Below are 12,697 nucleotides of genomic sequence, written 5' to 3'. Positions count from 1 at the left end.
CGGCTTCGTGATCTGCGCGTGCGGCCTTTATCGGGAACCGCGCTGCTGATGGGCGTCGTGGCGGTCTATTCGCCCAAGGGCGGCGTGGGCAAGACGACGCTTGCTTTCGACCTTGCATGGCGCAGCGCGACGATCGGCCATCACAAGACCTTGCTGTGGGATCTCGATCCCGAAGGCGGCTCGGCCTTCCTGTGCCAGATCGATCCGACGCATCTGATCGACGATCCCTACCTGCTGCAGAAACCCTATGAAGTGCGGCAGGCGATCAACCTGACCCATTACGACAATCTGTTTTTCCTCGGCTTTGGCGAGAACGTGCGCGCCATTTCCTTCTATCTTTCGCGCATCGGCCCGAAAAAGCGGATCGAGGAGCTGGTAAGGAACCTGAGCGGCACTTTCGATCGCATCGTGCTTGATTGCCCGCCGGTGCGCGACGAATTGAGCGAACAGGTGATCCGGGCGGCCGATCTGATGATCACTCCGCTGCCCGCTTCGCCATTGGCCCTGCGCGCGCTCGACAAGGTGAAGAAGGAACAGAAACGCATCGGCCGCGCCTCCATGCCGTTGCTGCCGGTGTTTTCGATGTTCGATACGCGCCGCAAGAGTCACCAGCTCGCGCGTGAGACGATCCTGTCGGGCTTTCCGGTGATTCCATGGTCGAACGATATTGAGCGGATCGCCTTCAAGCAGACCCCGATCAACGCGTTCGCCCACGGTTCAAAGGGCGCCGACGCGCTCGACAAACTGTGGCGCGGGGTGGAAAAGAAATTCGCCGAAATCGGGTGACGGAGCAGGCCTGCGTCAGACCGTCTCCAGATCGCTCACTTCCACCGACCCTTGACGGGTTCGAACCGGTCGACGCGGATGGATTGCCATACGCCGCCCACCAAATAGGGATCCTCGTTCACCGTCGCACGGGCTTCGGCTTCGTCTTCGGCTTCGATGATCAGCAATGATCCGACGAATTCGCCCTTCGCATTCGTCAGCGGCCCGGCGACGCGATAGTTTTCGGCGTGTTCGGCCATCCATTCGCGCTGCGCGGCAAGATGGCGTTGCCGCAGCTGTTCGTTCTGTTCGCCGTCGCGGCAATAGAAACAGTAAAGCGGCATGGCCCTGGCTCCCTCACGGTGTGCGCGTTGCGTTGCGAGATAACACAGCGCGCCCTCTGATCAAGCAAGTGCGACTTCGCTTGAACAAGAACCCGCGCGGGTCCACATCGCGTGGGCAACCCCCGCGACTCAATGATGACAGGACGAAACAACCCAGTGACCACGCCGACCTTGCCCGCCAACAGCGCCCATTTCCTTGACCGTGCGCAGCTGCGCCGTGCCTATCGCGCCGAAGAGGAGGCGTGCGTGGCAGAGCGGCTGGAACAGGCCGCCCCCGCCAGCCGGGTCAGCGCGAGCGCGGCGGGTCTGGCGATCGACCTGATCGAAGGGGCCCGCAGCCACAAGGCTTCGGGGATTGACGCGTTCCTTCAGCAATACGGGCTCGACACCGAAGAAGGCATCGCGCTGATGTGCCTTGCCGAAGCCCTGCTGCGCGTGCCGGACGATGAAACCGCCGATCTGCTGATCCGCGACAAGATCGGCGAAATCGACTGGGGCGAACATCTGGGCGAAAGCTCGTCCACCTTCGTCAACGCGGCGACATTTTCGCTGATGCTGACGGGCGAAGTGCTCGACCCGCCCGAAGCGCACCAGCGCGGCATGGGGCGCGTCCTGAAAAGCACGATGAACCGGCTGGGCGAACCCGTGATCCGCAAGGCGACGCTGCAGGCGATGCGCATTCTGGGCGGGCAGTTCGTGTTCGGGCGCACCATTGACGAGGCGCTCAAACGCTCCAAGCCCGAGCGCGCGAAGGGACTGACTCACAGTTTCGACATGCTGGGCGAAGCGGCAATGACATTTGCCGATGCCGAACGCTATCGGCTTGCCTATGAAGGCGCGATCGAGCGGCTGGCGCGCGAAACTTCCGGAAGCGTGGGGACATCGCCCGGAATTTCGGTGAAGCTGTCTGCGCTGCATCCCAAATACACCCATTTTCACGCGGTACAGGCGCGTGCCGACATAGTGCCGATCGTGCGCGCGCTGGCGGTGAAAGCGCGCGATGCCAACATCCATTTCACCATCGACGCCGAAGAGGCGGAGCGGCTCGAAGTCAGCCTCGACATCATCGAAACGCTAGTCGCCGATGACGAATTGTTCACCCGCGGAGACGGATCGCGCTGGGAAGGTTTCGGCCTTGCGATACAGGCTTACCAGAAGCGCGGCCTGCCGCTGTGCGACTGGATCGCCAAGCTCGCCCGCAGGCACAATCGCAAGCTGTTCGTGCGGCTGGTGAAAGGCGCCTATTGGGACAGCGAGGTGAAGGTCAGCCAGGTTGGCGGCTATGACGATTACCCCGTCTTCACCCGCAAGATCGCCACGGATGTGTCCTACCTCGCCTGCGCAGGGCGGCTGTTTTCGCATGACGACGTGATCTACCCCGCCTTTGCCACGCACAACGCCTACACCGTGGCGGTGGTGAAGGAATTGGCCGACGGGCGGCCATTTGAGTTTCAGCGCCTGCATGGCATGGGCGAAGAGGTTTACGAGGCGCTGCACCGGATCGAGGGCAATGCGCCCACTCCCGTGCGCATCTATGCGCCGGTTGGCGGGCACAAGGAACTGCTGGCCTATCTGGTGCGCCGCCTGCTGGAAAACGGGGCCAACACCAGCTTCGTCAACCGCATGGGCGATGCCGAGGTTCCGGCTGAGGAACTGGTCGGCGATCCGGTGGCGGAACTGGCCGCGATGAGCCCGCGCCGCAATCCGGCAATCCCGCTGCCAAAGGACATTCTGGGCCAGCGGCTGAACAGCGCGGGCGTCGACCTGTCCGATCCGCTGGTGATCGAGCCGTTGCAGGCGCGGCTGGCCGAACTGGCCAAGCTGCACTGGCGTGCGGAGCCGACTTTCCCGGCGGAAACTCCCGGCGAAATGGCGCCGATCACCATGCCGCACGAACTCACCGTAACGGTCGGCACGCGCCGCGATGCGACGCAGGAAGAGGTTGACGCCGCTTTTGACCGCGCCTGCGCAATCCAGCCGGGCTGGGATGCGTTGGGCGGCGAAAAGCGCGCGCTGCTGCTCGAAGAAGCGGCTGACCTGTTCGAGGCGCATACCGACGAATTCCTGAGCCTGTGTCAGCGCGAGGCGGGCAAGACCCTGCTCGATGGCGTCGCCGAAGTGCGCGAGGCGGTGGATTTCCTGCGCTATTACGCGGCAGAAGCGCGGCGGCAGTTTGCCCGGCCGGTGTATCTGCCCGGCCCGACGGGAGAGGAAAACACCCTGACCATGCACGGGCGCGGCGTGTTCGCGACGATTTCCCCGTGGAATTTCCCGCTGGCGATCTTCACCGGCATGGCCTCTGCCGCGCTGGCGGCGGGCAATGCGGTGATCGCCAAGCCGGCTGAGCAGACCCCGCTGATCGCCGCGCTCGCGGTCAAGCTGATGCACGAAGCCGGCATCCCGCCCGAGGCGCTGCAACTGCTGCCGGGCGCTGGCGATGTCGGGCAGATGATCACCAGCGATCCGCGTCTCGCCGGGGTTGCTTTCACCGGTTCGACCGAGACGGCACAGGCGATCAACCGCACGCTTGCAGGCCGCGACGGCCCGATCGCGACGCTGATCGCGGAAACCGGCGGGCAGAACACGATGATCGTCGATTCCAGCGCCCTGCCCGAACAGGTGGTGCGCGACGTGCTGGCGAGCGCGTTCCAGAGCGCGGGGCAGCGGTGTTCCGCCTTGCGTGTGCTGTACCTGCAGGAAGATGTCGCCGATGAAATGCTGGCGATGATCCGTGGCGGGTTCGAGGCGCTGCATGTGGGCGACCCTGCCGATATCGCCACCGATGTCGGCCCGGTGATCGATCCCGATGCGCAGGCCGCGCTCGAACGCCATGTCGCCCGGCGCGAGGCTTCGGGCCACACGGTTTGGCGGCGCGAGCTGGCGGAATTCACCAGCAAGGGCTGCTTCGTCGCACCGACGATCATGGAAATCGGCTCGATCCTCGATCTCAAGCGCGAGAATTTCGGCCCGGTGCTGCACGTCGCGCGGTTCCGTTCGGATCAGCTCGGACAGGTGGTCGATGATATCAACGCCACCGGCTACGGCCTGACGCTGGGCCTGCACAGCCGCATTGCGGAGACCCGGCGGTTTGTCGCGGCGCGAGCGCGGGTCGGCAATTTCTACGTCAACCGCAACCAGATCGGCGCGATCGTCGAAAGCCAGCCGTTCGGCGGCGAAGGGCTGTCGGGGACGGGGCCAAAGGCGGGCGGTCCGCATTATCTCGCCCGGTTCGCGACAGAGCGGGTGATGTGCATCGACACCACTGCAGCCGGAGGAAATGCGAGCCTGCTGGCAAGCCTTTGATCGGGCTTGAAACAAGGCGGGTGTGCGCGATAGATCAGGCGCCATGATTCAGCGCCTGATCCGTCTCGCCACCCACCTTTTCGCCATCATCGCCTTCGCCTGGAGCGGGGCGGCGATGGCTGAGGTACAGATCCACTTTCACAGCTTCAACGGCTCGGTCCTGTTCGGACGCTACCCGCACACCTTCATCGTGCTCGACGGGACTTTGTCCGACGGAACGGTGGTGAACGAGAATTACGGCTTTTCCGCCCGCAGTTCGGCTGCGGCGATCACGTCAGGCTGGGCCGAACACATGGTGCTGGCGGAAAGCGAGAAGAACGTGCGCAACACCAACCGCCATTTCTCCATCACGCTGACGGATACGCAATACCGCCGCATCATCCAGGAAGTGCGCGCATGGCAGGCTCCGGGCAAGCGTTACAATCTCGATGAACGCAACTGCATCCATTTCGTCGGGCGGATGGCGGAAATCCTGGGCCTGAGGGTCGAATTTCCGGGCGACATGCTGCGTCGCCCGAAAAAGTGGCTCAACCACATCACCACGCTCAACCCGCAACTGGGCGCACGGCCGATCTAGCCGTCTGCGCGCGGCTCCTTGTACCCCCACGCGAGAATGCACGGCGGGATGTTGCGATAGGTCTTTTCCTCGATCGTCCGTTCGAAATGGCGCGTCGTCAGGCGGTAGGCGGCATCGCGATACTGGTAAGTCAGGAACGCGCCGCCTTCGCGCAACACCCTGTAGGTCGCCTTCAGGATGTTTTCGGTGACAGCTGGCGGCATGGTTGAAATCGGCATTCCCGAAAGGACGAAATCGGCGCGCTCAAACCCGTGAGCCCGCACGATCTTCTCGACATCCTCAGCCGAACCCAGCACCGCAGTGAATCGGGGATCCTCAATCGTCTCTTTCAGATAGTCGATGAAAAGCGGGTTGGTGTCGATCACCAGCAATTCGCCATCGTCCGGCAAGCGTTCGAGAATGTGCGGACAGAACGTGCCCACACCCGGACCGTATTCGACAAACAGCTTGCAATTGTCCCAGTCGACCGGCTCCAGCATCGCCTTGACCAGACCCTTGCTCGACGGGAATGCCGCGGCCACCATCGCGGGCTCTTCGATGAAGCCCCAGAAGAACACCGCGCGCGGGCCGAGTATCCGGGTGATCGAGCGGCGGAAGCCGCGCTTGGCATCGGCGGCGAGTTGATTGCCTGACATATTTGCGTCTCTCATTCTCGGATTGGGGGGCATCGCGGGAACGACCGTGTAGGCAAGCCGTCACAGCCTTTGCAACAGATGTGCGACGAAGCGGGCGAAGAGTTTCACCGGATAAGAACGGCAGGCTTCTTGCCGCCCTGCCCGCAATCGGGAATCAATCGCGCCATGGCTATTCTATCGGACAAGTGGATTCGCACCCAGGCGCAGGAACACGGCATGATCGAGCCGTTCGTGGAGGCGCAGCGGCGCGAAGGGGTGATCTCCTACGGCCTGTCATCCTATGGCTATGACGCGCGCGTCGCGCCCGAATTCAAGATTTTCACCAATGTCGATTCATCGGTGGTCGATCCCAAGCAGTTCGATCCCAACAGCTTTGTCGACCGCGAAACCGACGTTTGCGTGATCCCGCCCAATTCCTTCGCGCTGGCGCGAACCGTCGAATATTTCCGCGTGCCCGAGGATGTTCTGGTGATCTGCCTTGGCAAGAGCACCTATGCCCGCTGCGGCATCATCGTGAACGTCACCCCGCTGGAGCCGGGCTGGGAAGGCCACGTCACGCTCGAATTCTCGAACACCACGCCGCTGCCCGCCAAAATCTACGCCAACGAAGGCGCCTGCCAGTTCCTGTTCCTGAAGGGCAACGAACGCTGCGAGGTCAGCTATAAGGACCGCGCGGGCAAATACATGGGCCAGCGCGGGGTCACTCTGCCCAGATTGTAGGGCGGCAATCGCAATGGCTGCCCCCCAACTATCCGGCCCGTTCTTCGAAAGCCGGGCATTCCGCCTTTGGTACGGCGGGATGATGATCGTCTGGGCCGTGCTGTTCGCATCGCTTGCCTCCTTCGCCTTCCTGCTGGACCACTGGCATTACCCCGCGATCATGGTGCTGGGCGCTTTCGTGGCCGGATTGACGCCCGAAGGGGGCGGCGCGGTAGCCTTTCCGGTGCTCAGCATCTTTCTTGAGATAAAGCGCGAAACAGCCCGCGATTTCAGCCTGATGATCCAGTCGATAGGGATGACCAGCGCGAGCATCTGGATCTTGACCCGCAAGGGCCGGAACATCGCCGCCTATGCGCCGGTGGTGTGGTTCATACCCTGTGGTTTTGCAGGCTTCGTGATCGGCATGGCGCTGCTGCAGACCATCCCTGTCACAATCATCCAGGCGCTGTTCCTTAGCCTGATCCTGACCTTTGCGCTGGCCTATGTTTCCGGCCAGCACCGGGGTGATCGGCCAATCCTGATGGCATCGGGCATGAAGGACAAGGCCATGCTGGGCTGCGTTCTGGTGCTTGGCGGAATGTGCGCCAGCTTGTTCGGAACAGGCGCGGACATCGTGCTCTACACCGCGCTGCTGACGCGGTTTCGCATGGATGAGAAGATCGCGACGCATATGAGCATCATGGTGATGGCCGCATTGAGCATCCTTGGTTACGCCTACCGCCTTTACTGGGATGGCGGCATCAACGATTACCAGATCGCCACATGGCTTTGCGCCTATCCGGTGGTTTTGCTGATGGCGCCGCTGGGCAGCTACATCCTGCACAGGCTGGACGTCGAATGGATGCTGCGCGCCATCGTCGCGCTCAACCTGTTCCAGATGGCCTATTTCAACCTGAAGAACCCCGGCCTTGAAAAGCTCGCATGGTCAGCCGGGTTCAGCGTGGTGCTGTTCACGATCTTCTGGTTTTCGCTCGCGCATATGGCCCGCACCGGCAAGCAAGACGGCTAGGCGCGCCAGCGCTTACGCAAGGATCACTTGCGCGCTATGCACCGGGAAAGCTTGCGGCCTGTCACGCTGCCGCTGCATGGGGAGTGGGGCAAATGAACCGCCGTGGCATTCTGGGCCTGATTGCGATCGCGCTGCTTGCCGGGGGGCTGTACCTGCTGCGCGGCGTGCCGGAAGAAAGCATTCCCTATCCCGAGTTCGAACAGTCCGACACGCTGGGCGGATACAGCGGCAGGCCGATCCCTTATAACGAAGTGCTGCTGGGCTATCGTTCGTGGTTCGGCGTGAAGGTGATCGTCTACAACGATCTCAATGACGTGATGTCGGATGAGGAATTTGACGCGCTTGATCTGGATGCGATCAAACAGGCTTCGGGCGCGTCCTTCGTCATTCCCAACGGCAGGCGTTACTGGGTGCTGGACCGGATCGAAAGCTATCGGGTGACACCGCGCAGAGAGCTGGGCGGGCATGAATTCCTGGTCCCGGCGGTGGTGGAGCTTTCGCTGTGGGATCTGCTTTCGCGCAAACCCTATCGGCCGACGACGGTCGCACGCGATACGATCTACACCTATCTTGCCGGAACCAAGGTTTACCGGCTGATCGATCCAGACGGAAAGGTCTACACCATGCAATCCGCGACCCGCGCGATCGACCCCGGCCAGACAATCGACCAGCTCGATCGTCTGGGCGACAGGCTGGAACTTCCCGAAGGCTGGGAATTCCGCATCGACATTCTCGAAGCCGATCTGGTGCTGGAATCGGGCGGGCAAACCGAAGTGCTGCAGGACGATTTCCAGAACACCTATCAACGCAATGTCGAGCCGTAGGGGAGCCGGTGTGGAATGGCATCTCCAGAATTGAGCGGGTATTTTCCTACTCCGCCGAAATCTGGCTTAATCTGTGGCAATGACCGCTTCCCGACCCGCATCCTGCCCGTTTCAGGGTGACACTTAAGCGCGTGAAAGGCGACACTTTGCGCCCCCGAAGAGTGACACTCTTGGGGCAAAGGGTTACACTTTGCCGCTGGCGGGTGACAGTCTGGCGGGAAAAGTGACAGTTTCGGCCCCAAAGGTGACAGATCGCGGGTTTTTTCTTCTGGACCGTGTTCCACCTGTTCCACCCTGTAGGCAAACAGCCGGTCGCGCAGCGACCGCAAGGGCGACTGCCCGCCCGCAGCGGGCGCAACCATGCTGCGCAACTCAAGAACGCGGAGGCAGGGGCTTTGACATCGGCACTGCCCTCGCCCATCTCGGCTGGCAAAGGAGAATAGGACAATGGCTGATACCGAATTCGACATCATCGTCTATGGCGCCACCGGCTACACCGGGCGGCTTGTGGCAGAGTATCTCGACCAGCATTACGCGGGCCGCGACGACGCGCCGAAATGGGCGATGGCGGGGCGCAGCCTTGCCAAGCTGGAGGCGGTGCGCGACGAAATCGGCGCCCCTGCAACGACGCCGCTGGTGGTGGCCAATGCCGATGATCCGGCCGATCTCGAAGCCATGTGCGCGCGCACCAAGGTGGTTTTGACGACAGTTGGCCCGTACCAACTGTATGGCGACAACCTTGTCGCGGCCTGCGTCAAGACCGGCACCGACTATGCCGACCTGTGCGGCGAACCGGCGTGGATGGCCGACAAGATCGCCGAGCATCACGAAGCCGCCAAGGCAAGCGGGGCGCGCATCTGCTTTTCCAGCGGATTCGATTCGATCCCCTTCGATCTGGGTGTGATGATGACACAGAAAGCTGCGGCGGCCCGCTGGGGCAAGCCGTCGCCGCGTATCCGTGGCCGCGTGCGCGCGATGAAGGGGACCTTCTCCGGCGGGACGGCAGCCAGCCTTGGCGCGACGATGAGGGCGGCGGCGAAAAGCCCCTCGATCATCAATGTGCTGCGCGATCCCTTTGCGCTGGCGCCGGGCTTTGACGGGCCGGACCAGCCATCCGGCATGATCCCCAAATACGAGAAGGACATCGACAAATGGGCCGCGCCGTTCGTCATGGCGCCGATCAATACGAAGAACGTGCACCGCACCAACTTCCTGCTGGGCCACCCCTATGGCACCGACTTCAAGTATGACGAGATGGTGCTGACCAGTCCGGGCGAGGCAGGCAAGAAGATGGCCGAGGCCGCCGCCGAGATGATGAAGAACCCGTTCGGCGCAAAGCCGCCCAAGCCGGGTGAAGGCCCGACGAAGGAAGAGCGCGAAACCGGGCTCTACGACGTGCTGTTCATCGCCCATGCGCCCGATGGCGGCGAAGACACGCTGCACTTCGGGGTGAAGGGCAAATACGATCCGGGCTATGGTTCGACCAGCCGGATGCTGAGCGAAACGGGCATCGCGCTGCTGGCGTCAAAGGCGGAAGGCGGCGTGGGGACGCCGGGCTCGTTCCTTGGCGAAGCGCTGGTGGAACGCTTGCAGGAACACGCCGAGATCAGCTTTGCGGTGGAAGACTGATTGACCGATGTGGCGAGCCCCCGCCTGTCAATCAGGACGGGGGCTCGCCGAGGGTCAGAAGCTGATGCGGACGCTGCCGCGGATGTTGCGACCCGGCAGTGGGACGAAGTCCTTGGTGAAGCTGGAGTGGCGACGCCCCTCCTGATCGAACAGGTTCTCGCCCGCGATCTGGAACACGACGTTGCGGTTTGACGGCAGCGGGCGCCAGGACAGGTAGAGGTTGACGAAGGTGAAGGCGTCGGTCTCGGTCTCGAACTCGGCGACGTCGTTCTGTTCGCCGAAGTACTGCACTTCGCCGCGCAGTTCGAAGTCGCCATACTCCGCCTCCAGCGCGCCCAGCAGGCTGAGCGGCGGGATACGCGGGACGTTGGTGTCGTCGGACAGCGTGGCGTCGACATAGGAAGCGCGCAGGTCCGCATCGAGCGACCAGTCGCCATTGTCGATCAGTGGCAGCTTGACGTCGGCTTCGAAGCCGAAGAACTGGGCGTCGTTCTGGAGGTAGACGAACACCGGCAGTTCGTCCTCTTCCATGCCCGTAGGGCTGAGATAGATGAAGTCGTCGAACGACTGGTAGTAGACGGAGGCGCCAAAGCTGATTGCGCCAATGTCCCCGCGCACGAAGGTCTCAAGACCCCATGCGCTTTCGGTGTTCAGATCGGGATTGCCGATCTCGAACGCCTGCGTGGCGATGTGCGGACCGTTGGCGAACAGTTCCTCGCCGGCGGGTGCGCGCTCGGAACGGGAAAGGGTCAAACCCGCCCGGACTCCGCCTTCGCTGGCGACAACTGCGGAAAGGGCACCGGATAACAGGCCGAAGTTGCGGTCGAGACCTAGCGGCTGCGATTCCACATCGACCGCTTCATAACGCGCGGCAGCTTCGATCTGGAGCCCGTCCAGATCGACTTCCTGAGCGGTGAAAAGCGAGAACTGCGTGGTTTCATTGGGCGCAACAAAAGCCTCTTCACCCACGGCGGAAAATTCGCGGTTCTTGAACTGCACCCCGATGATGCCGCCACTGCTCTGAAGCAGCTCGGCCCGCGCTTCGATGGTTTCAGTGTCAAACACAGTGCCGACTTCAGGGCCTTCGAATTCGGTGTGGGTGTAATCCGAATACCCCCCGCGCAGCTTCAGGCGTGAGAAGAAGCCTTCGCCAAGATAGATGTCACCGCGAAGATCGATACGCAGCTGTTCAAGGCCGATGGTGACGATTTCCTCACCCTCTTCCTCGGCACCTTCATCTTCCTCCTCACCTTCTTCACCGTGATGGTGTTCAGCGCCGGGGCGGCCGACAAGGCCGTAGTCGGTCTCGTAATACCCGACCGACGCACCGAAGCTGGATTCGCCAAGGATCACGCCAAGACCGGCGTTTGCAGTCCATGTCTGAGTGCCGCTGTTCGGGATGAAGCCGCGCTGATCTGCTGCCTCGCGGAATTCTTCGGCTTCTTCAAACTCGCCCTCAGCTTCCTCCTCGGCGGCTTCGGCGAGCAGTTCGGCCCGGAAATCGTCGGTGAGCTGGAAACCCGGAATTTCGACATTGTCCGTCTCACGGAAGCTGCCGTCGACATGCAGCACGAAGATTTCGCCCAGCGGAACGTCGATCGAGGCGCCGCCGCTGCGCAGGTTCGATGCAGTGTCGAAGGCGGTAAGCGCCTCGACGTGAATGCCGTCTTCGGGAATTGCGATCGGAATGCGACGGTCGATCACGTTAACAACGCCGCCGATCGCTTGGCTACCGAACAGCAAAGCGCCCGGTCCGCGCAGCACTTCGATGCGCTCGACAGTCAGCGGATCAATCGTGGTCGCGTGGTCAGCCGACGTGTTGCCCACGTCGGCGGTACCAAGACCGTCAATCAGGATGCGGACACGCTCCCCGTCGAAGCCGCGCAGGATCGGACGCGATGCACCCGGAGAGAAGCTCGTTGCCGATACGCCGGGCACCTTGATCAGGAGATCGCCGAGCTGGCCGCTGAGATCCCGCTGGATTTCAGCGAGGCCGATTACATCCTGCCCGCCAATGAAATCGAGTTCCCGCAAGCCTTCGGCTGCCACGATGATGTTACCGCGGTAGTGCGGATCGTCTTCGCGGTCCTCATTTGACGCTTCACGTGCTTGCGACTGGTCGTCCTGTTCGCTTGCCTCAGCAGCTTCCGAAGAAGTGGTAGCAAGGGCGGGGGCTGCACCAAAGGCAAAGGTCAGTGCGGTTGCGAGGGCGAGGGTTGAACTGAACGGCTTCATCGAAATCCTCAATCATGCTCAAGAAGGGGGGTGTCGCCATGTGATAACATCACATGAGACAAGATATCACGCACCTAGTGTCCAGACTTCAAAGTGCAACCGGAAAATTGAAGGGGGCGGCAAATCACCCTCTGCTGAGGGCAATCACACACCTTATGCGGCAAATCCGCAACAGTGAGTGAATTGAGTGGCCGCTAGAGCCAGCGTCTCACGCTTTGCTTGTACTCACGGTATTCTTCACCGAATTTCGCCTCAAGCAGCGCCTCTTCTGGCTTGATCTGGAATGCGGTGATGTATGCGATGAACAAGCCTAGGATCGCGATGTTGATCGGCGAAGCCAACAGCAGCGCGATCCCTGTGAGGATCAGCAGCATGCCAAGATACATGGGATTACGGGTGAAACGATAAAACCCGCCCGTTACAAGGCTCGACGCCTTTTCCGGCGCAAGCGGAGTGACGGTGGTGCGGGCCTTTAGGAAGGCGGCGACCGAGACGAGATCAATCGCGAGGCCTGCGCCAATCAAGAGCAACGCCCATATCCATTGCAGCGGGATGCTCACCCGCAGCTCGGGCCAAAGCTCCGCCACGCCCCACATCAGGCCGGCACAGCAAAGAGCAACCAAAGGTGGAGGCACGCGGGTTTTCAGCATTATCCG

Annotated in this window: 11 protein-coding genes; 7 read left to right on the top strand and 4 right to left on the bottom strand. The window is 62.0% G+C overall.

Features of this window, described 5'->3' with window-relative positions:
- Positions 1 to 18: 18 nt before the first annotated feature.
- Complete coding sequence (locus AABA34_RS03720) at positions 19 to 786, top strand: ParA family protein (protein ID WP_338303954.1); 768 nt, start codon at positions 19 to 21, stop codon at positions 784 to 786.
- A 35-nt stretch (positions 787 to 821) separates the two neighbouring features.
- On the opposite strand, the gene AABA34_RS03715 is transcribed toward AABA34_RS03720, so the two are convergent.
- The gene (locus AABA34_RS03715) at positions 822 to 1,109 is read right to left on the bottom strand and encodes a YciI family protein (protein ID WP_034956136.1); all 288 of its coding nucleotides are present in this window, start codon (positions 1,107 to 1,109) and stop codon (positions 822 to 824) included.
- Between the two features lie 156 nt (positions 1,110 to 1,265).
- Here AABA34_RS03715 and putA point away from each other — a divergent pair, with 156 nt between their 5' ends.
- Positions 1,266 to 4,412 carry a bifunctional proline dehydrogenase/L-glutamate gamma-semialdehyde dehydrogenase PutA gene (gene putA / locus AABA34_RS03710; protein WP_338303953.1) on the top strand — a complete coding sequence of 1,049 codons (3,147 nt, stop codon included), beginning with the start codon at positions 1,266 to 1,268 and terminating at the stop codon, positions 4,410 to 4,412.
- A gap of 43 nt (positions 4,413 to 4,455) precedes the next feature.
- Positions 4,456 to 4,989, top strand: coding sequence for a hypothetical protein (locus tag AABA34_RS03705; protein ID WP_338303952.1), 534 nt, complete (start codon positions 4,456 to 4,458; stop codon positions 4,987 to 4,989).
- Here AABA34_RS03705 and AABA34_RS03700 read toward each other — a convergent pair.
- Positions 4,986 to 5,624: a class I SAM-dependent methyltransferase gene (locus tag AABA34_RS03700; protein ID WP_338303951.1), complete on the bottom strand. Its 639-nt coding sequence runs from the start codon at positions 5,622 to 5,624 to the stop codon at positions 4,986 to 4,988. The two genes, AABA34_RS03705 and AABA34_RS03700, sit on opposite strands and share 4 nt — an antisense overlap.
- Positions 5,625 to 5,789: 165 nt before the next feature.
- Here AABA34_RS03700 and dcd point away from each other — a divergent pair, with 165 nt between their 5' ends.
- From dcd to AABA34_RS03680, 4 genes are all read left to right on the top strand, one after another.
- Complete coding sequence (dcd, locus tag AABA34_RS03695; protein ID WP_034956847.1) at positions 5,790 to 6,344, top strand: dCTP deaminase; 555 nt, start codon at positions 5,790 to 5,792, stop codon at positions 6,342 to 6,344.
- Positions 6,345 to 6,357: 13 nt separating this feature from the next.
- The gene (locus AABA34_RS03690) at positions 6,358 to 7,353 is read left to right on the top strand and encodes a sulfite exporter TauE/SafE family protein (protein WP_338303950.1); all 996 of its coding nucleotides are present in this window, start codon (positions 6,358 to 6,360) and stop codon (positions 7,351 to 7,353) included.
- 92 nt (positions 7,354 to 7,445) lie between these two features.
- Entirely contained in the window at positions 7,446 to 8,177 is a 732-nt protein-coding gene (locus AABA34_RS03685; RefSeq protein WP_338303949.1) for a hypothetical protein, read from the top strand.
- A 447-nt stretch (positions 8,178 to 8,624) separates the two neighbouring features.
- Positions 8,625 to 9,806: a saccharopine dehydrogenase family protein gene (locus AABA34_RS03680; RefSeq protein ID WP_338303948.1), complete on the top strand. Its 1,182-nt coding sequence runs from the start codon at positions 8,625 to 8,627 to the stop codon at positions 9,804 to 9,806.
- Positions 9,807 to 9,860: 54 nt separating this feature from the next.
- Here the strand turns inward: AABA34_RS03680 and AABA34_RS03675 are convergent, their stop codons facing one another.
- Together AABA34_RS03675 and AABA34_RS03670 are read right to left on the bottom strand one after the other, a co-directional pair.
- A complete protein-coding gene (locus AABA34_RS03675; protein ID WP_338303947.1) occupies positions 9,861 to 12,041 on the bottom strand; it encodes a TonB-dependent receptor in 2,181 nt (726 codons plus the stop codon).
- Positions 12,042 to 12,235: 194 nt separating this feature from the next.
- Positions 12,236 to 12,691 carry a methyltransferase family protein gene (locus AABA34_RS03670; RefSeq protein ID WP_338303946.1) on the bottom strand — a complete coding sequence of 152 codons (456 nt, stop codon included), beginning with the start codon at positions 12,689 to 12,691 and terminating at the stop codon, positions 12,236 to 12,238.
- Between the last annotated feature and the right edge of the window lie 6 nt (positions 12,692 to 12,697).

It is taken from the genome of Erythrobacter sp. Dej080120_24 (assembly GCF_036322605.1).
Classification (GTDB): domain Bacteria; phylum Pseudomonadota; class Alphaproteobacteria; order Sphingomonadales; family Sphingomonadaceae; genus Erythrobacter; species Erythrobacter aurantius.
The sequence above is the reverse complement of the archived record's forward strand: the minus strand, read 5'-3'. Positions and strand labels throughout refer to the sequence as shown.